Consider the following 21,672-nt stretch of genomic DNA (forward strand, 5'->3'; position numbering starts at 1 on the left):
GTCGATGTATTGAGACCCGAACATGCTCGATTCCAAACTTGTCCGCACGCAACTCACCGAAATCGCCGAGCGCCTCGCCACCCGCGGCTTCGCCCTTGACGTCGCCCGCTTCGAGGCCCTGGAGAGTCAGCGCAAGTCGGTGCAGGTCCGCACCGAGCAACTGCAGGCCGAGCGCAACAGCCGTTCCAAGTCCATCGGCCAGGCCAAGGCGCGCGGCGAAGATATCGCTCCGTTGCTGGCGGAAGTCGATCAGATGGGCAGCGACCTGGAAGCCGGCAAGCGCGAGCTGGACGCGATCCAGAACGAACTGGACAACCTGCTGCTGAACATCCCCAACCTGCCGCACGAGTCCGTGCCGGTCGGCGCGGATGAAGACGACAACGTCGAGGTGGCGCGCTGGGGTACTCCGCGCAGCTTCGATTTCGAGATCAAGGACCACGTCGCGCTGGGCGAGCAACACGGCTGGCTGGACTTCGAGACCGCTGCCAAGCTTTCCGGGGCACGCTTTGCTCTGTTGCGCGGCCCCATCGCCCGCCTGCATCGCGCCCTGGCGCAGTTCATGATCAACCTGCACACCGGCGAGCACGGTTACGAAGAGGTCTACACGCCGTACCTGGTCCAAGCTCCGGCGCTGCAGGGCACCGGTCAGTTGCCTAAGTTCGAGGAAGACCTGTTCAAGATTGGCCGTGAAGACCAGGCCGATCTGTACCTGATCCCGACTGCCGAGGTCTCGCTGACCAATATCGTCGCCGGCGAAATTCTCGATGCCAAACAGCTGCCGCTGAAGTTCGTCGCCCACACACCGTGCTTCCGCAGTGAGGCGGGTGCATCCGGTCGCGATACGCGCGGCATGATCCGCCAGCACCAATTCGACAAGGTCGAGATGGTGCAGATCGTCGAGCCGTCCCAGTCCTTCGAGGCCCTGGAAGGCATGACCGCAAACGCCGAGCGCGTGCTGCAACTGCTGGAGCTGCCGTATCGCAAGCTGGCCCTGTGCACCGGTGATATGGGCTTCTCCGCGGTGAAGACTTATGACCTGGAAGTCTGGGTGCCGAGCCAGGACAAGTACCGTGAGATTTCTTCCTGCTCCAACTGCGGCGACTTCCAGGCGCGCCGCATGCAGGCGCGCTACCGCAACCCGGAAACCGGCAAGCCGGAGCTGCTGCATACGCTCAACGGCTCCGGCCTGGCGGTCGGCCGTACCTTGGTGGCGGTACTGGAGAATTACCAGCAGGCCGACGGCAGCATCCGCGTGCCCGAGGTTCTGAAGCCTTATATGGGCGGCATCGAAGTGATCGGCTGAGCCGGTACTAAAGCGGGGTAGTGCGGCTGCCCCGTTTACAGGCGGCGCGCCTGGCGATGGGCGTAGGGTGCGCTGTGCGCACCAAGGTCTTTCAGCCTGGTTCGGTGCGCATGGCGCACCCTACGAGCCCGTCGTTTGCCTTCCCACCTCATTCGAGGCTGATTTATGCAATTCCTTCCGCTGTTCCACAAGCTGCAGGGTCGTCTGGTACTGGTGATTGGCGGTGGTGAGGTCGCGCTGCGCAAGGCGCGCCTGCTGAGCGACGCTGGTGCTGTTTTGCGCGTGGTCGCCCCGGAGATCCGTGGCGAGCTGCAGGAGCTGGCCGGCCCTGGCGGCATCTTCCTGCGTGGCTACGCGAGCAGCGATTTGCAGGGCATTGCCCTGGTCATTGCCGCGACTGATGACGTGCCGCTCAATGCACAGATTTCTGCCGAGGCCCAGGCGCTGGGCATTCCCGTCAACGTGGTGGATGCGCCGGCGCTGTGCAGCGTGATCTTTCCGGCCATCGTCGATCGTTCGCCCTTGATCGTCGCGGTCAGCAGTGGCGGCGATGCACCGGTGCTGGCACGGCTGATCCGCGCCAAGATCGAAACCTGGATTCCGGCTACCTACGGCCAATTGGCCAATCTGGGCAAGCGCTTCCGTGAGCGGGTCAAGCAGCTGTTTCCCGATGTGCAGCAGCGCCGCGTGTTCTGGGAAGACGTCTTCCAGGGGCAGATCGCCGAGAGCGTGTTTGCCGGCAAGCCGGAGGAGGGCGAGCGCTTGCTGGAGGAGCGTCTGGCTGGCGCAGCGCCACGTGCGCTGGGCGAGGTCTATCTGGTCGGTGCCGGGCCGGGCGATCCCGATCTGCTGACGTTCCGCGCCCTGCGTCTGATGCAGCAAGCCGATGTGGTGTTGTACGACCGCCTGGTAGCGCCCGCCATCATCGAGCTGTGCCGTCGTGATGCTGAGCGTATCTATGTCGGCAAGCGCCGCTCCGATCACGCCGTGCCGCAGGAGCAGATCAACCAGTTGCTGATCGACCTGGCCCGCCAGGGCAAGCGTGTGCTGCGTCTGAAGGGCGGCGATCCGTTCATCTTCGGTCGTGGTGGTGAGGAGATCGAGCAACTGGCGGCGGAAGATATTCCCTTCCAGGTAGTGCCGGGCATCACCGCTGCGTCCGGTTGCGCGGCCTATGCCGGCATCCCGTTGACCCATCGCGATCATGCGCAGTCAGTGCGTTTCGTCACCGGTCACCTCAAGGACGGTAGCAGCAACCTGCCGTGGCAAGACCTGGTGGCGCCAGGGCAAACACTGGTGTTCTACATGGGATTGGTTGGCCTGCCGGGAATCTGCGAGCAGCTGATCGCTCACGGCCGTTCAGGCACTACGCCTGCGGCACTGGTGCAGCAAGGCACCACGCAGAATCAGCGGGTTTTTACCGGCACCTTGGAAACCTTGCCGCAACTGGTGGCGGAGCACGACGTGCATGCGCCCACGCTGGTAATCGTCGGGGAGGTGGTCACCCTGCGTGACAAGCTGGCCTGGTTCGAAGGCGCCCAGAACCGCATCTGACGCGTTGTGGCTGAAGCCTCGTTATCGGGCTTCAGCCATCATCCGCCGTCACTCTAGTGCTGAAACACACCTTTACCCGGCAGGTGCTGGCGATCATGCGCGCGAGTGAAATCCTGCTGCGGCCCTTTGGGAACCACGCCAGTCGGGTTTATGGTGGCATGGCTGGCGTAGTAGTGCGATTTGATGTGGGTGAAGTCCACCGTCTCGGCGATGCCTGGCCACTGGTACAGCTCGCGTAGCCAGTTGGACAGGTTCGGGTAGTCCTCGATGCGTCGCAGGTTACATTTGAAGTGCCCGTGATAGACGGCATCGAAGCGGATCAACGTGGTGAACAGGCGAATGTCCGCTTCGGTCAGGTATTCGCCGGCCAGATAGCGATTCTCTCCCAACAGCGCATCCAGTTCATCGAGCATGGCGAACAGCTCGTCGAAGGCCTCTTCATAGGCTTCCTGGGTGGTGGCAAAGCCTGCGCGGTAAACGCCGTTGTTCACCGCCGGATAGATGCGCTCATTGAGCTGGTCGATGCGCTCGCGTAGCGGCTCGGGGTAGAAGTCCAGGCCGTTGCCGGTGAGGCTATCGAATGCGCTGTTGAACATGCGGATGATTTCCGCCGACTCGTTACTGACGATACCGCCAGTCTGCTTGTCCCATAGCACGGGCACAGTGACGCGGCCGGTGTAATGACGATCATCGGCGGTGTAGCGCTGATGCATGTAGTTCAGGTTGTCGAGGTGGTCACCGCTGGAGCCGAAGTTGCGATCGAAGGTCCAGCCCTGTTCGCGCATCAGCCAGCTCACCACGGATACATCGATCAGCGATTCGAGGCCTTTGAGCTTGCGCAGGATAAGGGTGCGGTGAGCCCAGGGGCAGGCCAGCGAGACGTACAGGTGATAACGCCCGGCCTCGGCTTTGAAGCCGCCGTCACCACTTGGCCCGGTGCTGCCGTCGGCGGTTACCCAGTTGCGGCGTTGTGCGCTTTCGCGCTGGAAGCGGCCGCTGTTGCCGGTGTTGTACCACTGGTCGTGCCAGCGTCCATCGATCAACAAGCCCATGACGTTTGCCTCCGTTTTGAGTGAATCCGGAGTCTAACGTCATGAACTCGATTGAACGGTGGAAAAAGCTGGCTTAAATAATCGGCTGGCTAGATTGAAGGCGTGCATCCCAGTACTGCTGGGCCTGCTGGAACGCTTCTTCACGGGCCAAACCCAGGCCACGCAATGCGACGGCCATCGTGGCGATCACTGCCAGGCGACCGTAGGGATCATCGTGCTCGCCGCGCCAGAATGCGCCCAACACGGCCGGGTCGAGTCGTTCTGGTTTGACATGGCGCTGCGCTGACAGCGCAGGCCATTCTTCGTCCCAGTCCTCGCCATCGAGGGTGCCATGGAGATGGCACGCTCCGTCCGGATTGACCTCGATCTCGCCGCCTTCACCCTTGATCACGATGACGCGGTCACCCAGCAGGCGACTGGCTTCGCGGTGCACGGCCTGATAACCGGGGTGGAAGATGCTCTGCAGCCCGCAGCGGGCGCCGAGCGGGTTGATCACGCGGGCCAGGGAATGGATAGGCGAGCGCAAGCCCAGGGTGTTACGCAGGTCGATCATGCGTTGCAGCGCCGGCATCCAGTTGCCCAGGTAGCTGTAGGTCAGGTTGCGCCTGGCGAGCGCTGCATCCACTGCCTGCCAGTCGTCGCTGCTGGGGATATCCAGCTGCTCCAGCAATTGCTCGGTATACATACGACCTGCGGTATGGGCGCCGCCGCCGTGCATGAAGATGCGCACGCCGCTGGCGGCCAGCGCCTTGGCCGCCAGCAGATACCAGGGCAGGTGGCGTTTCTTGCCGGCATAGCTGGGCCAGTCCAGGTCGACCTGGATGGCGGGGGCAGAGAGCCTGGAGCGGATGGCTTCGGTGAAACCGGCAAGTTCCTCGGCGCTTTCTTCCTTGTGCCGCAGCAGCATCAGAAAGGCACCTAGCTGGGTGTCCTCGACCTTGCCAGCGAGCAACATGCCCATGGCTTCGCGGGCTTCCTCGCGAGTCAGGCCGCGTGCGCCGCGCTTACCCTTGCCGAGAATACGCACGAATTGAGCGAAGGGGTGTTCGGCGGGTGTGATCAGGTTCATAGGCAATTGGTCGGTTTCGGCAGGCCGGCTAGCTTGGCGGCGAGTTTGGCGGGCGTGCCCTTGAACAGGCGATTGAGGTGCAGGCTGTTGCCTTTGTCCGTGCCCAATTTCAGGGCGGCGTACTTGATCAGCGGACGGTTGGCCGGCGATAGCTGAAACTCGGCGTAGAAGGCTCGCAGCAGTTCGAGAACTTCCCAGTGCTCGTCACTCAGCTGCAACGCTTCCGCTGCGGCCAGCGCCTCGGCTACGGGGCGTGACCAATCCTGCAAGTCGATCAGGTAGCCGTCCTTGTCCAGGGCAATTTCACGTCCGGCGACGTTGAGCGTGCTCATAACCAGCTGTTGACCTTGGCGTAGCGGGTGCATAGCTCGACGAACCCTGGATAGTCCACGACCTGTGCGCGCTCGGGCGCCTGCAGGCCGCGGGCAGTGAGATCTTCGTCCAGGGCGTATAGCGCAACGCTGGCGGGCATCAATTGCAGCGCCTGCAGGTTGGCTGTGCCGGGTTGTAGCGCGTAGACCGCATCGCCGCTGAGCAGTATGGCATCAGCATTGCCCAGCAGGCGCAGGCAGCTGGCCAGACGGCTATCGGCAAACGGTGAATGGGAAAGCATGTGCAGGGTGGCCATCAGAGGGTGATCACCTGGTCATAATGATCGAGTAGGGTGGTCAGCGCGCTGTCGTCCAGTCGCTCTACCGCCAGGTTCAGTTCGGCATCGCTCAGGCCGCGCTCGGCCAGGCTGCGTTGGCTGGCGTACAGACGTTCTACGCCGAACATCGGCAGAGCCTGTAGATTCGCGCCAAGGTCTTTCTGCTGTAGCGCACCAGGTTGCTGGGAGTTGCTCAGCTGGAATACGCCGTCGTCGAGAAACAGCATGCCGATTGGCAGGTCGAAGGCGCCGCCGGCGAGGGCAATATCCAGCGCTTCGCGCGCGCCGGGGCCACTCCAGGGTGGTTGGCGGCTGATGATCAGCAGGGACTTGCTCACTATTGGCCTCCGAAGCAGATCAGTCGGTCGGCCTGTTGCGCCGCTTCATGCAGTTGGCCTAACCCGGATAGCTCCCAGGGAGCTCCGAGGTTGGCAGCCGGCCTGGCATAGCGCTGTGCTTCTTCGGCATTGAGCACGCCGCGACGCAGGGCAGCGGCAATACAGACCACGGCGTCCAGCCCGTTGGCGCTGACGAACTCGCGCCACTCCATGGGTAGATCCAGCTCGTCCTGAGGGCTGACCACGTTGCTCGCAGCGCTGTGCACGCCGTCCTGATAGAAGAACAGGCGAACGATTTCGTGGCCGCCGGCCAATGTCGCCTGGGCAAAGCGCAGGGCGCGGCGGGAGGCCGGCTGATGAGGGGCGGCGAAGAGGGCAATGGCAAACTTCATGGCGTTTCCGGCGAGGCAAAACTATGCCAATGATAAGACCAGGACCGCTGGTAAACAAAGAATCACTGCAGCGGAGGCAGACAGGCGCACAAGAAAAAGCCCGCCGAAGCGGGCTTGAAGGGGGACGAAAGCTATCAGTCGTCGCCGCCCATGATGCCGAAGATCTGCAGCAGGCTGACGAACAGGTTGTAGATCGATACGTACAGGCTGATGGTTGCCATGATGTAGTTGCGCTCACCACCATGGATGATGGCGCTGGTCTGGAACAGGATGCAGGCCGAGGAGAACAGCACGAAGCCAGCACTGATCGCCAGTTGCAAGCCGCTGATCTGGAAGAAGAAGCTGGCAACCACGGCGCCCAGCAGGACGAAGAAGCCTGCAGTGATGAAGCCGCTGAGGAAGCTCATGTCCTTGCGGGTGGTCAGCACGTAGGCAGACAGGCCGAAGAACACCAGCGCGGTCATGGCAAAGGCGGAGCTGATGACTTCAGCGCCGTTCGCCATGCCCAGGTAGCGATTGAGGATCGGGCCCAGGGTGTAACCCATGAAACCGGTCAGCGCGAGAGTAGAAAGCAGGCCCCACGAAGAGTTGCGCAGCTTGGCAGTGAGGAAGAACAGACCGTAGAAGCCGATCAGCACAACGAAGATGTTCGGGTAAGGAACGTTGGCGCGCTGCGAGATGAAGGCAACCAGACCGCTGAAGGCCAGGGTGATGGCCAGTAGGCCGTAGGTATTGCGCAGAACGCTGCTGACTTCCTGTTGCTCAACCTGAGAATGGTTGAGTGCATAATCTCGCTCTTGCATGGCGACGCTCCTGTGGCTATGAGGCTTTAAATCTAGATGCATCGGATCATAACAGAGCAGGATTGCCTGCCAAGACTTAGAGTTTGACAGTGTGTTGCGTTCCGGTAAGATTGCCGCCCGCACTGCTGTGGAGGTTTCAGTCCTGGCCTCCACGCTCAGAATTTGGAAGCGTGGCCGAGTGGTTTAAGGCAACGGTCTTGAAAACCGTCGATGGGCAACTATCCGTGAGTTCGAATCTCACCGCTTCCGCCAATTCTCTAAATTGCCACGACGCAATTGCTGATCTTAATCTGGCGCTTGCTTTTTGACTCTCGTGCGCCAAGCTAGGTCAGGCCCTGGCTTTTTGTTAAGGTGACCGGCAAGTTCAATCTCACCGTCGTTGCACGGTGGCTGACAAGGTGCAACGAGGTGGCGATTGATTAGGGTCCTGGTTGTCGATGATCACGATCTGGTCCGCACGGGCATCACCCGTATGCTGTCCGATATCGACGGTCTGCAAGTCGTGGGTGAAGCCTGCACCGGCGAAGAAGCCCTGCTCAAGGCTCGCGAACTCAAGCCTGATGTCGTCTTGATGGACGTCAAGATGCCCGGCATTGGCGGCCTGGAAGCCACTCGCAAGCTGATGCGCAGTCATCCCAACATCAAGGTCGTCGCCGTCACCGTGTGCGAGGAAGATCCTTTCCCGACGCGTTTGCTGCAGGCGGGCGCCGCCGGTTATCTGACCAAGGGCGCGGCGCTGGATGAGATGGTGCAGGCTATTCGCCTCGTATTCGCCGGCCAGCGCTACATCGATCCGCAGATCGCCCAGCAACTGGCGCTGAAATCTTTCCAGCCGCAGACCAATAGCTCGCCATTCGACCTGTTGTCCGAGCGTGAAATCCAGATCGCCCTGATGATCGCCAACTGCCACAAGGTGCAGAACATCTCGGACAAGCTGTGCCTGTCGCCGAAGACGGTCAACACTTACCGCTACCGCATTTTCGAGAAGCTTTCCATCACCAGCGACGTCGAGTTGGCTCTGCTCGCGGTTCGCCACGGCATGGTCGACGCCGTCAGCTAATAATGTCCGCCCCATTCGATTCGAGTGCCTTCCTGGCGACCTGCAGCGGTCGCCCTGGTGTCTATCGCATGTTCGATGGCGAGACCCGTCTGCTCTACGTCGGCAAGGCAAAGAACCTCAAGAAGCGTCTCTCCAGTTATTTTCGCAAGACCGGCCAGGCACCCAAGACCGCAGCGCTGGTGGCGCGCATCGCGCAGATCGAAACCACCATCACCGCCAATGAGACCGAGGCGCTGTTGCTCGAACAGACGCTGATCAAGGAGTGGCGGCCGCCGTACAACATCCTGCTGCGCGACGATAAGTCCTACCCCTACGTATTTCTCTCCGACGGCGAATTTCCGCGTCTCGGCATTCACCGTGGCGCGAAGAAGGCCAAGGGCCGCTATTTCGGCCCTTATCCCAGTGCCTTGGCGATTCGCGAGAGTCTTAGCCTGCTGCAGAAGACCTTTCTGGTTCGCCAGTGCGAGGACAGTTACTACAGGAACCGCACACGACCTTGCCTGCAATACCAGATCAAACGCTGCAAAGGCCCCTGCGTCGGCTTGGTCAGCCCAGAGGAGTACGCCGAAGACGTCCGCCACTCGGTGATGTTTCTCGATGGGCGCAGCAATGCGTTGAGCGAGGAGCTCTCCGTCAATATGGAGAAAGCTTCCATGGCGCTGGAGTTTGAGCGGGCTGCTGAGCTGCGCGATCAGATCGCCTTGCTGCGTCGCGTGCAGGATCAGCAGAGCATGGAAGGCGGCACCGGCGACGTCGACGTGGTTGCGGTGATGCTCACCCCGGGCGGCGCCTGCGTGCACCTGATCAGCGTGCGTGGTGGACGGGTACTGGGCAGCAAGAATTTCTTTCCGCAGGTGGCGATCGAAGAGGAGGGCGGCGATGTGCTGATGGCCTTCCTCGCCCAGTACTACCTCGGCAATGCTGAGCGCGATCTGCCCAGCGAGCTGATCGTCAATGTGCAGCATGAAGACTTCGCCACGCTGATCGAGGCCATCGAATCGCTACGCGGCCGTAGCCTCAGCATCAGTTTGCGCGTGCGCGGTACACGTGCGCGCTGGCAGCAGCTCGCCGTGACCAATGCCGAGCAGGCGCTGGCCGCGCGCTTGGCCAATCGGCAACACCTGGCCGAGCGTTTCGAAGCGCTGGCCGCCGTGCTGGAAATGGACGAACCGCCGCAGCGCATGGAGTGCTTCGATATCAGTCACTCCAGCGGTGAGGCGACGGTCGCCTCCTGCGTGGTATTCGGTCCCGAAGGCCCGCTGAAATCCGATTACCGTCGCTTCAACATTGAAGGCGTCACCGCCGGCGACGACTACGCCGCCATGCACCAGGCGCTGACCCGGCGCTTCAGCAAGATCAAGGATGGCGAAGGCAAGTTGCCCGATGTGCTGTTGGTGGATGGTGGCAAGGGGCAGTTGGCCATGGCGCGTGAGGTGCTGCAGGAATTGGCCGTGCCGGATCTGATCCTGCTTGGTGTGGCCAAGGGAACGACGCGCAAGCCCGGCCTCGAAGTGCTTTACCTGAACGACGCCGAGCATGAGTTCACCTTGCCCGGCAATTCGCCAGCGCTGCATCTGATCCAGCAGATCCGTGATGAATCGCACCGTTTTGCGATTACCGGGCATCGTGCTCGCCGCGGCAAGACGCGGCGCACCTCGACGCTGGAGGAGGTAGCAGGAATCGGACCGAAGCGACGGCGCGAGCTACTCAATCACTTTGGCGGCCTGCAGGAATTGTCCCGTGCCAGCGCCGAAGAAATTGCCAAAGCACCCGGAATCAGTAAAAAGCTCGCTGAGTTGATTTATGACACTCTGCACAGCGAGTAGAATGCTCGCTCACCTCGCAGCCCAGTTGTGCCGATGAACATCCCCAACTTGCTTACCGTGCTCCGGGTCGCGCTGATCCCGGTCTTCATCCTGCTGTTCTACTTACCGTTCTCCTGGAGCTATTGGGCTGCCAGCGGCGTCTTCGCGATTGCCGCCGTGACCGATTGGCTCGATGGCTACCTGGCCCGTCGCTGGGAGCAGGGCACGCCTTTCGGCGCCTTCCTCGATCCGGTCGCAGACAAGTTGATGGTGGCGGTGGCGTTGGTGCTGCTGGCTGCCGAACACTCCAATCTCTGGCTGACCCTGGCTGCCGCGACCATCATCGGACGCGAGATAGTAGTGTCTGCATTGCGTGAATGGATGGCGGAGCTCGGTGCTCGAGCGCATGTCGCGGTGTCCAACCTTGGCAAGTGGAAAACCGCAGCGCAGATGCTGGCGCTGGTCATCTTGCTGGGTAATCCACCGGTGTTTACCTTCTGGGTCGTGCTCGGATACATCCTGCTGGTGGTCGCAGCCGTGCTGACATTGTGGTCGATGCTGCAGTACCTGTTGGCCGCCTGGCCGCACCTCAGCACCACCTCGGAAAAGAAATAAGTATTTTTGAATCAAAGGGTTGACGGCGCGATTCGATTCTATAGAATGGCGCCCGTCGACAAGACAAGCGGGAATAGCTCAGTTGGTAGAGCACGACCTTGCCAAGGTCGGGGTCGCGAGTTCGAGTCTCGTTTCCCGCTCCAGTTTTACACGAGTCGCCAAGGCGGCTCGTTTGCTTCATGGCTGAGTTGCAGAGTGGTTATGCACCGGATTGCAAATCCGTGAACGCCGGTTCGATTCCGACCTCAGCCTCCAATATGAAAGCCCCGCAGGCTCTGCCTTGCGGGGCTTTTTGTTTTGCGCTGTAAAAGCGCTAGTTTCCGCAACTTTTCTTTTCGTTTCCGCAACTGCGCTCACTTCGTAGGGCTGACGACTTCGCCGATACGGCGGTAAACGCGCTTGGTCATTTCTTCTGTGCTGTGGCCAAGCAGCTTGCTGGCGTCGCTGATGTCGTCGATTTCGGTGGCGGCCTTGGGGCGGATGTCGCGGAACTGGAATTGACGGATGCGGATGGCCAGGGCGGTGTCGCCGGCCAAGTCGGCTTCTACGGCTGCTTTGGCTCTGGCTTCGTCCCAGCGGTTGCGCATCATGCGGCCGCTCATGCGCAGGCCGGTGGCGTTGGTGATGAGCGTGCTTGTGCGGATGCCGGCCATGCGGCGGCGCTCGAGCAGCGTTTCGATGAAGGCGCCCAGGCCTGTGAGTTCGCCGTGCTCGCGCAGGCGGATGCGCAGACGCTTGCCGCCTTTACCTTGGGCGACGTGCAGGTAGTCATCTGAGATATCGCCTGTAGTCGGCTTGAGGCAGTCGGCCGGGCGTTGGCCACTGAGGTAGGCCATGTCCATGGCGTCGCGCAGTTCTTGGCAGGCTTCTTTGTAGACGGCGGTCCATACGTCGTTGCCGGCATAGTAGTCGCGCGGTTTCTCTTTGTTGCGGCGCACGCGGGCGCAGGGGTTTTCCTTGTCTGTGAGGCCCCATTCTCGGGCGATGTTGAAGACGTGGGAGAGCAGGGCGATTTCTCGGTTGCCGCGCGTCTTGGCTGACCTGGCGTCGCGGTACTGGGCGATGACGTGCGGGGTGATGGCGTCGATGGGGGCGTTGTCGAAGGCGGCGCGCAGGTTCTTCAGTTCGCCGGCATTGTCCTTCTGGGTGCGGTGGCTCTTGCCTGGGATGATTTCGCGCTCGTAGCGGTCGAAGATCGGGCCCATTAGGCGCTGGAGGTTGGGCACGTTCTTGCGCTCGAGGCGGGCCCACTCAATGCGGGCTTCGTCAAGGTCGGTGCCGAGGGGGATTTCACGGCGTTTGCCGTGTTCGTCGCGGCCGTTGTAGTAGTAGCCCGTCCAGGTCTTGCCGGATTTCAGCAGCCTGGTGCGGGCGATCATGCGGGGTGGCAGGTTGCGGTTGGCTGGATCCTTGGGGCGCATTTCAGCTCACTTTGGAAAGGTCGATCTGCCATGGTTCGGCCACGGCTGTGGATTCTGTTGGGCGGACGCCGGCCAGCTTGAGGCGTGCATAGATGCGGCCGACGATGGGTTTGCCGGCGGCGTTGCGTTCGTATCGCCAGCCGTTGCTGTCTAGCCACTGCATCTGCTTGCGGGCTGACTTGGCGCAGATCATAGCCGCCAGCTCGTCTTCGGTGAGGAATTCGGCGGGTTCGCTCATGCCGCCTCCTTTCGATACAGCTCGATCATGTCGGCGTCGTTGGCGGCGATCAGGGCTTCGGCTTCGGTCGGGCAGACGCTGTTGCCAATCAGCTTAATCTGTTGGGCGATGGTGAGCGGCTTCCATTCGAGCTGGCCGGTGGCTTCGTTGAGGAACAGGCCGCGGTCGATGATGTAGTTCGGGGCGAAGCCCTGGGCGAGCTTGAGCTCCTGCGGTTTGAGCATGCGCAGGCTGATATCAACCAGCACGTAATCGCCCAGCACCACCAAGTCCACCAGTTCGGGGAAATGCTCAGGCAGGTACTTGTGCAGGAAGCGGGCGCAGAGCTTGGCCTTTTCCATCAAGTTCGGCGGGAGCAGGTCGGCCGGCACCTGGTGCACGGTGACCAAGCCAAGGCGGGCTTTGGTTGGCAGGGTGTGGGCGGGTTCGTTGCAGCTCTGCCACTGGCCACCGGTGCCGTAGTACTTGATCAGGTACGCAGTGGCCAGGCGCTGGTTGCTCTTGCCGCAGATGGTGCTGATCGGCGTCGAGGCAGCGCGTCCGTCGCCCTGGTAGAAGCCTCCATTGGCCTGCTCGAAATGGCAGGCCGCCACGGCATGGTGCCCGCTGCTGGTGGTGGCGGTGCTGAGCGGTGAGAACATCGCCGAGCCAACGCTGCCTTTGCGAAGGGTGACCATGGCGGCAGTGACCTGCTGCTGTGGCTTGGCTAAGTGCGCCGAGGCCACGGCGAAGTGCCCGCCTTTGATATTAGCTACCTGCGTGCGCAGTGGTTCGTCTGCAGCGAAGGTGCGCTGGCTACTGGCGTTGGCGATCTCGGTGAGGTGTGCGGCAGCCAGGGCCTGGTCATCCAGTGGGACGGTGAAGGGCTTCTCGGCCATGACGGTATGCCGCCAGAAACCCTTGGCCACCCGCACGTTGGTGTTCGCCACCAGGCGTTCGTCGATGATTGATGTGCCAAGGTCGCTGAAGTCGATGCACTCGGCGGCTTGGCGCCAGGCATGCTGGCCGCGCTTTGGCTGTTCGTGGTGCGTCGGTGCCGGCCAGACGATTGGCCTGCCGTCCGTGCGACCGATGCCGAACCAACGGGTGCGGATGGTCGGCGCGCCGGTATTAGAGGCCCGACGGATGCGGTGCTCGAAGTTGACGCCGAGGCCGCGCACCAGCGCTTCCTTGGGCACCCATTGGCCGACAGCTTCCATGATCTCTGGGAAGTCGGGATGGTCGGCAGCCAGGCCGGTGCTGAGGCAGGATACGAAGGCCTCGAAGGTACGCCCGGCCAGTTCCTTGAGCGGCCTGCCGGAGTCGTCGAGCGGCCCCCAGGTGGTGAACTCCGGCACGTTCTCCATGAACAGCAGGCGCGGACGTGTGACGTAGACCCAGTGCACGATCACCCAGGCGAGCATGCGCACGCGCTTGCTGCGTGGCGCGGCGCCCTTGGCGCGGCTGAAGTGGCGGCAGTCCGGCGATGCCCAAAGGATGCCGACCGGTTGCCCGCCGGTTGCCTGTAGCGGGTCCACTTCGAAGACGTCGCTGATGTAGTGGCGCGTGTTCGGGTGATTGGCGCGGTGCACAGCGATGGCCAGCGCGTTGTGATTTATCGCCACGTCCGGATCTCGGTAGACCCGGGCGCCGCCGCTGCTCGCGCCGCCAGCACCTGCGAAGAGGTCGACGTACAGCTCGCGATTGAAGGGCAGTGCTTTTTGCGCTGCTTGGTGTAGTTCAGGGTTGAAGGCAGTCATTGTGCAGCACCCTTGAAAATCTTCGTCATGCCGTAGTCCACCGCGCGCCCGCGCAGCAGAAGGGCCTTGGTCAGCTTGCGGCGGTCGTTCTGGCTGTGGGTGGCCTGACGCAACAGGCCGAAGTGGCTGTTGGCGGTTTCGCGCAGGCTTTCGGCTGGGTGGTGTGCGGCTGCGCGCAGGGCGTTGGCAACGGTGCGGCGGCGCGTGATGCGTCGGTGGGGCTTGATCACCTGGCCAACGAAGTCGATGCCGCGCTCGGCCGGCTGGAGGATTGTCTTGGACGGGTTCAACTTGGCGTGCAGGCGGTCGGCCAGGAAGGCTTCGATCTGCTTGCGCCAGGTGTTGAGCTGCTGCGGGCTTTCGTGCAGCAGTACGAAGTCATCGACGTAGCGGATGTAGTGCCGGGCGCGCAGTTGGTGCTTGACGAACTGGTCAAGGGCGTTGAGATAGATGTTGGCGAAGAACTGGCTGCTGAGGTTGCCGATCGGCAAGCCCAGGTAGGCCGGCTGCGCCGCCAAGCGCTTATGTTGCGGCACACGGTTGACCAGGCGGTGAGGGCTGCGCAGGTAGAAGCTCTCGCGCGGGTCGTGCCAGAGGATCTGCTGCGCCAGTGTCTGCCAGGGTTGTTCGGGGATGGCGGCCTGCAGCTGGCTGGCCAGCACGCGCTTGTCGATGGTGACGAAGAAGTTGGCCAGGTCGCACTTGAGGTAGTGCGTCGGGCGCCGCCAGTTCTGGGTGATGCTGCGGGCCTTGCGCTCCAGCCGCTGGGCGGCATAGAGGGTGCCGCGCCCTGGAATGCAGGCGCAGCTGTCGGCAATGAAGGTGCGCTCGATGCGGGCACCGACGTGGTTGTAGAGCAGGTGGTGCACAATGCGGTCACGGAAGGCGGCGGCCCATACTTCACGGTACTTCGGGCGGGTGACCACGAAGCAGGTGGAGGGGCCGGGCTGGTAGGTGCCGCTGTTGAGCTCGGTGTGCAGGTGCATGAGGTTGCGCTCCAGGTCGAGTTCGAAGGCCAGCGCGCTGTTGCTGTTGCGCTTGCTGCGGCGGCAGTCGATGTAGGCCTGCGCCAGTGCCTCGAAAGAAAAGCCAGCATGGCCGTGCTGTTTGCCGGATGAAGCTGCGGACGGCGCGCGCGCGAAGCTCGTTGTCCTTGTGGTCGTTGTTCTGGTTGCCATCGTCGAAGTTCTGGTTCCACGCGTTGTTCGGGCTGTACTGCGCCAGGTCGTGCTATCTACGTCGCGCCACCGAAGGCGGGTGCCGATCAGTGGCGAAACTGCGCGAGGCCTGCCAGGACGTGCCTGGTGGTGCCTCTGGTGCGCATGGCGGTGGCCGGGTAGGCCAGCGGCACGACCAGATTCATAACGCTCTGGCGTAAGCGCCTTGACGCTCACGCAACTGGCGCTGCGGCTGTTTGCTTCTTCCATCCCGTTGCCTGCTTGCCTATCTGGTCGGTGATCTCGATGGCGTTGGCGTACTGCTTGGTGCTGATCAGCCGGTGGTCAACGCACAGGCGCAGGGTCAGTTCGGTTACCTGGTTGCGCTCCAACAATTGCTGGATATGGCCCAGGCGGTCGGTGCCCTGCGCCACGTTGGCGCGGAAGATCAGCAGGCTCATCTCGAAGCACTCATCCAGCACCCTGTCTCCGAGCGTCCTTTTCAAGTCACGCGGCATGTTGCGGGTGAGGCTGACGGCGAGGCCGGTGAGGTCTCGGGCCAGCTTGTAGATGGGCAGATGTTGGGATAGGGCCATGCTGGAAAAAACTCGCTACCGCGCGCTACGCGCGCGGGGTGAAGTGTTCAAGGGCTGAAGGGGTAAGCACTCTGCGGACGGCGCGCGCGCGAAGCTCGTTGTCCTTGCGGACGCTGAGCTGGCCGCCACCGACGAAGTACTGGGTCCACGCGAGGTCCGGGCTGGACTGCGTGCTGCTCCAGTACCACTCTTTGGCGAACTGCTCGGGCACGTTGACCCAGCACAGGCGCAGTTCGCGGCGAGAGGGCAGGTAGAAGTCGCGGTGCTCTTCAATCACGGTATTGCCAACCCACTCGGCGGCCGGATGGCTTATGCCTGAGTTGAGCAAGGCGCTGGTGTTGGCTTGGCCATCCCAGTCGCTTTCGGCACCTGACTCGCTCTCGCCTTTGCCGCCCCATGTGATGGCCTTGACCTCGCCGGCGTCGGCGGCCGATACCACCAGGTGGTAATCGGGCTGGCCATCCTGCCCGCGCATAAGGCCGGCATAAAAACCGCCCTGGCCTTGCCAGTATTGGCCGATGGCAGGTGGGGTCAGGCTGGTGATGTTCGGCAGGTCGAACAGTGGCACTTGATCAAGGCCGGTGGCGGCCTCGAGTACGCGCCGGGCCAGTGCAGGGCTTGGCGTCTGCAGCTTGGTGGTGCCCACTTCAACGGTGATGAGTTCCATGGTGGTTCCTCAAAAATGGTCGCGACCGCGCGCTGAGCGCGCGGGAGTCAAAGGGATGAAGTGATCAAGGGGTGACCTTGAATCTGCGGACGGCGCGCGCGCGAAGCTCGTTGCCCTTGCGGTCGAAGCCCTGGAAGCCAGCGTCGAAGTACTGGAACCACGCGAGGCCCGGGCTGTACTGCGTACTGCTCCAGTACCAGGTGTCTTCGAACGCTTCGGTGGCGTCGGCCTGGAACTCAGGCTGCTGCGTCTGCGCTGGGTGCTCGGCGGTGTAGGGGTAACCCATGGGTACGCTGCTGGGGTTTTCGCCGTGGCGGTATACCCAGTTGCTCTCGGTGGTTGGCTTGAAGTGGCGGTAGAGCAGTTCCAGTTCATCACGGGATGGCAGGTACCAGTCGGCAAAGCCGTTGATGTCCAGCGCGAGCATCCAGCGGGCCAGGTCATAGCCGGCGTCGGCCATTGCCTGGGTGTTGGTCAGGCCGTCATTGAAGTGGCGAGCGCCCTGCAGGTCGGTGCCGCGCGCGCCCCAGGTGGCTTCCTCCAGTTCGCCGGTAGCCTTGGGGGCGACGATGATGCCGAAGGTTTCGCCATTGAGGGCGATCAGGCCGGCGTAGTAGCCGCCTTCGAATGCGGCGCCGATGGCGGGCAGGGTGTTACGGGTGATTGCATTCATGGTCAGTGCCTCGAAAATTCAGCGCGACCGCGCGCTGCGCGCGCGGCAGTTAAATGGGTGAAGTGGTCAAGGGGTAACCGTGAATCTGCGGACGGCGCGCGCGCGAAGCTCGCTGTCCTTGTGGTGGCTGAGCTGGCTGCCACCGGCGAAGTCCTGGTACCACGCGTTGTACGGGCTGTACTGCGTACTGCTCCAGTACCAAGCATCCTCGAAGGCTTGCTCGGCGCCCTCCTGAAAGGCTTCGTGGCTGGTCTGCGCTGGGGCTTCGGCGCTGTAGTGCTGGGTGATCGGCACGGCGCTGCTGTTCTCGCCGTGGCGGCCGTATTGGTAGTTGGTTTCGGTGGTGGGTTTGAACTGGCGGTAGAGGATCTCCAGTTCGTCACGGCTGGGCAGGTACCAGTCGGTGAAGCTGTCGATTTCGAGCTCCAGTGCCCACTTGGCTAGGTCTGAGCCTACTTCGGCCATGGCCTGGGTGTTGGCCAGGCCGTCATAGACGCTGGTGGCGCCGGCGATGTCGTTGCCGTATTCGCCCCAGCGGGCTTCTTCCAGCTCGCCGGCTGCTTTGGGCGCGACGATGAGGCCGTGCAGCTGGCCGTCGATGTTGAGCAGGCCAGCGAAGAAGCCGCCCTGGAAGGCGCTGCCGATGGCGGGGAGTTCGTTCTGTTTGATTGTCATGTGCTGTGTTTCCTGTGGTGGTTAAGCCAGGCGTGCGCGATGGGTGGTGGCCATCAGCTGCAGGAGGCGGTGGTGGTAGTGGATGGCCGCCGTGCTGGGCTGCCAGGGGTCGATGAACTGCGGGATTGGCTCGATGCCTTCGAGGCAGGGCCAGGGCTCAGCGTGCTCGGGCATGAGGTCGCGCTTTTCGGTGGCCAGGGCCACCAGGTCGGCGTGCTTCACGCTGTCGGGCAGAATTGGGTCAAGGTCGAAGCGGTCGCAGATGGCCAGCCAGACGCGTTGCTCGACTTCATCGAACAGGGAAGCCAGCTGGTAGGCGGCATAGAACTCGCGCAGGCCTTCCTTGAGCGGGCGCACCATGTCGCCTACGTAGGCTTCGGTGGCGTCGTGCAGCAGGGCGGCAAGCTGGTGCTCGGCCGGTACCAGATCGGCCACTAGCACGCAGTGCTGCGCCACGCTGTAGAAGCTGCGGGTGTGGCCGTTGAAGCGGCACTGCATGCTGAGGCTGTGGGCGATGTCGGTGGGGTCGATCATCGCGGCGGTGGGGGCGATCAGGTCGACCTTGCGGCCGCCTCGGGTCAGTATCCAGCTCATACTGCACCGCCTTGATGCAGTTGAATGGCCTTGTAGCCCTGGCGCTGCAGTTGGGCATCCAGCTCCAGCACCTGGCTCATGATGTTGGTCATGGTCGCTTCGCCACGGTTGCGCTCTACCGCGTTCCAGTCGGTGCTGGCGGCCTTGAGGCGGGCGAGGCTGTCCATGTGGCGGCCGCGTTCGGCGAGCAGCCCGTTGATAATGTTGTTCATGCGCTCACCTTTTGCGCGGCCAGGCCCTGGTCGATGCGGGTGTACAGGCCCTTGAGGGCGTCGCAGGTCTGGTGCGCCTTGGTGGCCAAGTCAGTGTTGCGCGATCCGGCCCAGAAGCTGGCGGCGGTGTGGAGCAGCTGGTGCGCCTGGTTGATCAGGCCTCTGTCTTCGGCGGTGTAGGGCAGGCTGATGTTGTGCAGCGCCTTGATACGCGCCTCAAAGTCCTCGGCCATGGCCTCTTCGCGCTGGCGGTGGTTGCTGGCGAGTTGCTGCATGTGCAGGGTTTTGTCGTGCAAGTCCTGACGCAGCAGGCGCATGGACTCGTTGAGCTGGTCGATGATGAACTGTTGCTCGCGATAGGCCTGGTCATGGCCACGGGCATACCCGCGCGCCTTGTAGCGGCCGCGCAGGAAGCGGATGGCGGGAATCAGCAACAGCAGGCCAATGGCCAGGCCGAGCAGAAACGGAACGATGTTGGGATTCATGGCTGTGTACCCCTTTGGGTGGTGTTATGCCGCTTGGTCGGCGGCGGGTTTGTTGCGGGTTGCCAGTTCGTCCAGCCAGTCGGCCAGATCCGCCAGGTGCACCACCTTGGGTGCGCGCCGGCCTGGGTAGGGTTGGGTCACCTTCAATGTCACCTTGCCTTCGCGCATGAGGCGCTGCAGGTGCTTGGTGGTGATGCCCTGGAAGTACTCCTCGCGCACCTCGGTGAGGGTGAGCACCTCTTTGTTGTGCTTGGCGGTGAGCCGTTCGAGCGTGGTGATCATGCGCGGCGCTCCGGCAGGTGCTCGAAGCGGGTGCGGATGATCTGCACTAGGCCGTCGATGCTCTTGGCCAGTTGGCGGGTGACCACCACGCCAGAGGCGTCCGTGATCACGCAGCCGAAAGGCACGGTGGTGTCCTGGGTAAGCGTCACGTAAGGGATGTGCCCGCGTGGGGTGACGCGCACCAGCTCGGCGTACAGCCGACCAAGGTCATCACGGTGCGGGTTGGCGTGCTCGATGCGCTCGATAGCCTCGGCGGCTACGGCCTGCAGGTCGCGGGCGCTGACGACGCTGGGGTGCTCGATGTGCAGGCGCACCAGCTTGAGCGCGCCAATGGCGTGGGTGAGGGCGCTGGGGGTGTTCATGCCTGTTGCTCCGAAGGTTGCATGCGGGTGACGGGCACGCCCAGTTCGCCGGCCAGCCAGGTGAAGCCGGCCTCGGTGACCATCAGCACGCCATAGCTTTCGTACTGGCCGCGCTGCGCTACCCAGCGCTGACGCACGTCGCAGTAAATGAGGCTGCGGCCGTGGTAGCGCGGGGTGACGGTGCCGTCGTGGTAGATGGCGCCGATGCTGCGCAGGTGCTCACGGATGGCCCGTTGCGGCTTGCCCAACAGGGCGGCGGCTTGCTTGAGCGTGCGGTTCATGGCGGTGGGCCTCAGGCGGCCAGCGACTCGCGCAGGGCGCTGATTACGTCGCGCACGCTGCCCGAATGGATGCTGGATTGGTCGCCGCGCACGGTGATGGCGGTGCGCTTGCTGAGGTCGTGCGCATGCACGGTGATGGTTGCGCCCATGGCCAGGCTGGCGTGGCCGCCTTTTTGGCAGGTGACGAGCAACAGGTTGTGGTCGGCAGTTGTAAGCCCTTGCTTTACAACTGGGCCTTGCGACTGGAGGCGGTTCCAGTGGATCGCCGCTACCTGAGCATTGGCATGCCCGCGAGTGCACAGGCATTCGCCATGGCGGCATTTAACGCCGTTGATGAAACGTGTGGGGCCAGGCTCTTTCTGCTCGGGGTCTGCGTAGTCGAACGCAATCGCCTCGCTGCCGCACTGTGCGCACGATTCCAGCTCTGGCCCGGCCAGCGCTGCCGCAGGAATGGTGAATTGCGGTGCTTCGCTGGCCTCTGCGGTACCGGCTGTGCCGTTGGCGATGGACTCGATGTAGTCGGCCAGGTTGAGCAGGTTGGCGCCGTCGCCGTCCTGCAGGGTCAGCGTGTTGCGCTGATGGCCCAGCATGATGACTGCGGTCAGCGTGCGGCCAGCGGCCTCAAGGTGCAGCTCGGCGCGCAGCTCGTTGGCTGGGCGGCGCAGCAGCAGGGTTTCCGAGCCGCCGCCGGCGGTCAGCAGCATGCCGATGGCTTTTTCGGATGCGGTGGTGAGGCTGTAAACGCTCATGCGGCACCCCCGAAATCCCCGAAGGATTCGCGGGCGGGCAGGGTGGTGGGGTGCAACTGTGGGCTCGTGCCGATGATGACCACCAGCGTGCCGGTGGCCTGCTGGATGGCGCGGACGTGCCCGGGATTAGAAGCCGCTGCCGGGTGGAGGTACACCGGGCAGCGGGGTTGGGTGGGTGCTGTGTGGTTCATGTCGCGTTCCCTTGGTGAGTGGGTACGCGGCAAATATCAACCATGGATTGATATTAGTCAACAACTAACGGTTGATAATTTGTGCGGTCGTCGGGTGGCTGCTAATTTCGCGGCATAACTAGGGAGGGTTGCGCGTGAAGATCATCGCTATTGCATTGGCCTTGCTGCCGTTGGTGGGTGAAGCGGCGGTTTACAAATGCCAGGATTCGAGCGGGCGTGTTCATTTCAGTGACCGCCCATGTGGTGGCGTGGCGCCGGATGAGCAGGAGGTAGGCGAGGTGGTTAAGCTGCCGCCAGCACCGCCGCCAGCGGCCAGCGTTCGTGAGGCGGCTGAGCAAGAGCAGCGATGGCAGGAGGCGCATCGGTATCACCTGAGCGAGATACCCGCCTTGCGTATTCAGGCAACGCAGTTGATCGCTTCAGGTGAGCCCGCCAAGGTCGCGCTGGGCAAAGAGATGCTCTACAAGATCGAGCAGTCGGAAGAGGCGTACCGCGCCTTACGCAAGGCCAGGGAAAGCCGCAAAGAGATTGAAAAGCGCTATAGCGACGCGATTCGACAATTCAACCGGTAGTCAAAGCCCTGGCCAGCGGGCATCCACCACGCGGCCGACGATGGTGCAGTTGCCGTYGATCTCGATGGTTCGGTATGTCGGGTTCAATGGGCGGAAGTACTTGCGGCCGCTGTCGAGTATCAGCTGCTTGAACGTGGT

At 62.7% G+C, this 21,672-nt stretch carries 30 protein-coding genes and 3 tRNA genes; 9 read left to right on the plus strand and 24 right to left on the minus strand.

Translation table 11 applies throughout. The features are described 5' to 3' along the window. Positions 1-22: 22 nt before the first annotated feature. Both serS and cysG read left to right on the plus strand, forming a co-directional pair. On the plus strand, positions 23-1,303 hold the full coding sequence (gene serS, locus INS93_RS22995; protein ID WP_192985664.1) for a serine--tRNA ligase: 1,281 nt from the start codon (positions 23-25) through the stop codon (positions 1,301-1,303). Between the two features lie 165 nt (positions 1,304-1,468). Then, the gene (gene cysG / locus INS93_RS23000; protein ID WP_192985665.1) at positions 1,469-2,857 is read left to right on the plus strand and encodes a siroheme synthase CysG; all 1,389 of its coding nucleotides are present in this window, start codon (positions 1,469-1,471) and stop codon (positions 2,855-2,857) included. A 53-nt stretch (positions 2,858-2,910) separates the two neighbouring features. Here cysG and INS93_RS23005 read toward each other — a convergent pair whose 3' ends face one another. The 7 genes from INS93_RS23005 to INS93_RS23035 form a co-directional block, all read right to left on the minus strand. Beyond that, on the minus strand, positions 2,911-3,909 hold the full coding sequence (locus tag INS93_RS23005) for a glutathione S-transferase family protein (protein ID WP_192985666.1): 999 nt from the start codon (positions 3,907-3,909) through the stop codon (positions 2,911-2,913). A gap of 73 nt (positions 3,910-3,982) precedes the next feature. Beyond that, on the minus strand, positions 3,983-4,978 hold the full coding sequence (locus INS93_RS23010; RefSeq protein WP_192985667.1) for a glycosyl transferase family protein: 996 nt from the start codon (positions 4,976-4,978) through the stop codon (positions 3,983-3,985). Then, positions 4,975-5,310, minus strand: coding sequence for a TusE/DsrC/DsvC family sulfur relay protein (locus INS93_RS23015; RefSeq protein WP_160018105.1), 336 nt, complete (start codon positions 5,308-5,310; stop codon positions 4,975-4,977). The genes INS93_RS23010 and INS93_RS23015 overlap by 4 nt, the downstream gene beginning before the upstream one ends. Beyond that, positions 5,307-5,606, minus strand: a complete 300-nt coding sequence (gene tusB / locus INS93_RS23020; RefSeq protein WP_192985668.1) for a sulfurtransferase complex subunit TusB — start codon at positions 5,604-5,606, stop codon at positions 5,307-5,309. Before tusB ends, INS93_RS23015 begins: the two co-directional genes overlap by 4 nt. Then, positions 5,606-5,965, minus strand: a complete 360-nt coding sequence (gene tusC / locus INS93_RS23025) for a sulfurtransferase complex subunit TusC (RefSeq protein ID WP_192985669.1) — start codon at positions 5,963-5,965, stop codon at positions 5,606-5,608. Before tusC ends, tusB begins: the two co-directional genes overlap by 1 nt. Beyond that, the gene (gene tusD / locus INS93_RS23030; RefSeq protein ID WP_192985670.1) at positions 5,965-6,357 is read right to left on the minus strand and encodes a sulfurtransferase complex subunit TusD; all 393 of its coding nucleotides are present in this window, start codon (positions 6,355-6,357) and stop codon (positions 5,965-5,967) included. The genes tusC and tusD overlap by 1 nt, the downstream gene beginning before the upstream one ends. Before the next feature lie 134 nt (positions 6,358-6,491). After that, positions 6,492-7,160 carry a Bax inhibitor-1/YccA family protein gene (locus INS93_RS23035; RefSeq protein ID WP_160018101.1) on the minus strand — a complete coding sequence of 223 codons (669 nt, stop codon included), beginning with the start codon at positions 7,158-7,160 and terminating at the stop codon, positions 6,492-6,494. A 164-nt stretch (positions 7,161-7,324) separates the two neighbouring features. Here INS93_RS23035 and INS93_RS23040 point away from each other — a divergent pair. From INS93_RS23040 to INS93_RS23065, 6 genes are all read left to right on the plus strand, one after another. Beyond that, positions 7,325-7,412: transfer RNA gene (locus tag INS93_RS23040), tRNA-Ser, on the plus strand. Between the two features lie 163 nt (positions 7,413-7,575). Then, complete coding sequence (gene uvrY, locus INS93_RS23045; RefSeq protein WP_192985671.1) at positions 7,576-8,220, plus strand: UvrY/SirA/GacA family response regulator transcription factor; 645 nt, start codon at positions 7,576-7,578, stop codon at positions 8,218-8,220. 2 nt (positions 8,221-8,222) lie between these two features. After that, positions 8,223-10,046 carry an excinuclease ABC subunit UvrC gene (gene uvrC / locus INS93_RS23050; RefSeq protein WP_192985672.1) on the plus strand — a complete coding sequence of 608 codons (1,824 nt, stop codon included), beginning with the start codon at positions 8,223-8,225 and terminating at the stop codon, positions 10,044-10,046. Between the two features lie 33 nt (positions 10,047-10,079). Further along, positions 10,080-10,640: a CDP-diacylglycerol--glycerol-3-phosphate 3-phosphatidyltransferase gene (pgsA, locus tag INS93_RS23055; protein ID WP_017677046.1), complete on the plus strand. Its 561-nt coding sequence runs from the start codon at positions 10,080-10,082 to the stop codon at positions 10,638-10,640. Positions 10,641-10,707: 67 nt separating this feature from the next. Next, a tRNA-Gly gene (locus INS93_RS23060) sits at positions 10,708-10,783 on the plus strand. 38 nt (positions 10,784-10,821) lie between these two features. Further along, positions 10,822-10,895: transfer RNA gene (locus INS93_RS23065), tRNA-Cys, on the plus strand. Positions 10,896-10,993: 98 nt separating this feature from the next. On the opposite strand, the gene INS93_RS23070 is transcribed toward INS93_RS23065, so the two are convergent. The 16 genes from INS93_RS23070 to INS93_RS23145 form a co-directional block, all read right to left on the minus strand. Beyond that, the gene (locus INS93_RS23070) at positions 10,994-12,061 is read right to left on the minus strand and encodes a tyrosine-type recombinase/integrase (protein ID WP_192985673.1); all 1,068 of its coding nucleotides are present in this window, start codon (positions 12,059-12,061) and stop codon (positions 10,994-10,996) included. 1 nt (position 12,062) lies between these two features. Then, positions 12,063-12,299, minus strand: coding sequence for a DUF4224 domain-containing protein (locus INS93_RS23075; protein ID WP_192985674.1), 237 nt, complete (start codon positions 12,297-12,299; stop codon positions 12,063-12,065). Beyond that, on the minus strand, positions 12,296-14,038 hold the full coding sequence (locus INS93_RS23080) for a DNA cytosine methyltransferase (protein WP_192985675.1): 1,743 nt from the start codon (positions 14,036-14,038) through the stop codon (positions 12,296-12,298). Before INS93_RS23080 ends, INS93_RS23075 begins: the two co-directional genes overlap by 4 nt. After that, complete coding sequence (locus INS93_RS23085) at positions 14,035-15,216, minus strand: RNA-directed DNA polymerase (protein WP_192985676.1); 1,182 nt, start codon at positions 15,214-15,216, stop codon at positions 14,035-14,037. Before INS93_RS23085 ends, INS93_RS23080 begins: the two co-directional genes overlap by 4 nt. A gap of 212 nt (positions 15,217-15,428) precedes the next feature. Beyond that, positions 15,429-15,791 (minus strand): four helix bundle protein, encoded by a 363-nt coding sequence (locus INS93_RS23090; RefSeq protein ID WP_192985677.1) that lies wholly within the window; start codon positions 15,789-15,791, stop codon positions 15,429-15,431. Between the two features lie 25 nt (positions 15,792-15,816). Continuing rightward, positions 15,817-16,458 (minus strand): DUF1566 domain-containing protein, encoded by a 642-nt coding sequence (locus tag INS93_RS23095; protein WP_192985678.1) that lies wholly within the window; start codon positions 16,456-16,458, stop codon positions 15,817-15,819. A 64-nt stretch (positions 16,459-16,522) separates the two neighbouring features. Beyond that, the gene (locus INS93_RS23100; protein ID WP_192985679.1) at positions 16,523-17,131 is read right to left on the minus strand and encodes a DUF1566 domain-containing protein; all 609 of its coding nucleotides are present in this window, start codon (positions 17,129-17,131) and stop codon (positions 16,523-16,525) included. Between the two features lie 66 nt (positions 17,132-17,197). Continuing rightward, on the minus strand, positions 17,198-17,806 hold the full coding sequence (locus INS93_RS23105) for a DUF1566 domain-containing protein (protein ID WP_192985680.1): 609 nt from the start codon (positions 17,804-17,806) through the stop codon (positions 17,198-17,200). A 21-nt stretch (positions 17,807-17,827) separates the two neighbouring features. Further along, on the minus strand, positions 17,828-18,400 hold the full coding sequence (locus INS93_RS23110) for a phosphohydrolase (RefSeq protein WP_192985681.1): 573 nt from the start codon (positions 18,398-18,400) through the stop codon (positions 17,828-17,830). After that, the gene (locus INS93_RS23115) at positions 18,397-18,612 is read right to left on the minus strand and encodes a hypothetical protein (RefSeq protein ID WP_192985682.1); all 216 of its coding nucleotides are present in this window, start codon (positions 18,610-18,612) and stop codon (positions 18,397-18,399) included. The genes INS93_RS23110 and INS93_RS23115 overlap by 4 nt, the downstream gene beginning before the upstream one ends. Continuing rightward, positions 18,609-19,097: a hypothetical protein gene (locus INS93_RS23120; protein ID WP_192985683.1), complete on the minus strand. Its 489-nt coding sequence runs from the start codon at positions 19,095-19,097 to the stop codon at positions 18,609-18,611. Before INS93_RS23120 ends, INS93_RS23115 begins: the two co-directional genes overlap by 4 nt. A gap of 24 nt (positions 19,098-19,121) precedes the next feature. Further along, on the minus strand, positions 19,122-19,379 hold the full coding sequence (locus INS93_RS23125; protein WP_192985684.1) for a pyocin activator PrtN family protein: 258 nt from the start codon (positions 19,377-19,379) through the stop codon (positions 19,122-19,124). After that, entirely contained in the window at positions 19,376-19,741 is a 366-nt protein-coding gene (locus tag INS93_RS23130) for a hypothetical protein (RefSeq protein WP_192985685.1), read from the minus strand. Before INS93_RS23130 ends, INS93_RS23125 begins: the two co-directional genes overlap by 4 nt. Further along, complete coding sequence (locus INS93_RS23135; RefSeq protein WP_192985686.1) at positions 19,738-20,022, minus strand: hypothetical protein; 285 nt, start codon at positions 20,020-20,022, stop codon at positions 19,738-19,740. The genes INS93_RS23130 and INS93_RS23135 overlap by 4 nt, the downstream gene beginning before the upstream one ends. 11 nt (positions 20,023-20,033) lie before the next feature. Further along, the gene (locus tag INS93_RS23140) at positions 20,034-20,771 is read right to left on the minus strand and encodes a hypothetical protein (RefSeq protein WP_192985687.1); all 738 of its coding nucleotides are present in this window, start codon (positions 20,769-20,771) and stop codon (positions 20,034-20,036) included. Continuing rightward, positions 20,768-20,962 (minus strand): hypothetical protein, encoded by a 195-nt coding sequence (locus tag INS93_RS23145; protein WP_192985688.1) that lies wholly within the window; start codon positions 20,960-20,962, stop codon positions 20,768-20,770. The genes INS93_RS23140 and INS93_RS23145 overlap by 4 nt, the downstream gene beginning before the upstream one ends. Before the next feature lie 134 nt (positions 20,963-21,096). On the opposite strand from INS93_RS23145, the gene INS93_RS23150 reads away from it, so the two are divergent. Next, positions 21,097-21,534: a DUF4124 domain-containing protein gene (locus INS93_RS23150; RefSeq protein WP_192985689.1), complete on the plus strand. Its 438-nt coding sequence runs from the start codon at positions 21,097-21,099 to the stop codon at positions 21,532-21,534. On the opposite strand, the gene INS93_RS23155 is transcribed toward INS93_RS23150, so the two are convergent. Then, positions 21,535-21,657, minus strand: coding sequence for a hypothetical protein (locus INS93_RS23155; protein ID WP_420707352.1), 123 nt, complete (start codon positions 21,655-21,657; stop codon positions 21,535-21,537). Positions 21,658-21,672 lie beyond the last annotated feature (15 nt).

The sequence above is a fragment of the Pseudomonas sp. EggHat1 genome, assembly GCF_014892995.1.
Lineage (GTDB): Bacteria > Pseudomonadota > Gammaproteobacteria > Pseudomonadales > Pseudomonadaceae > Aquipseudomonas > Aquipseudomonas chaetocerotis.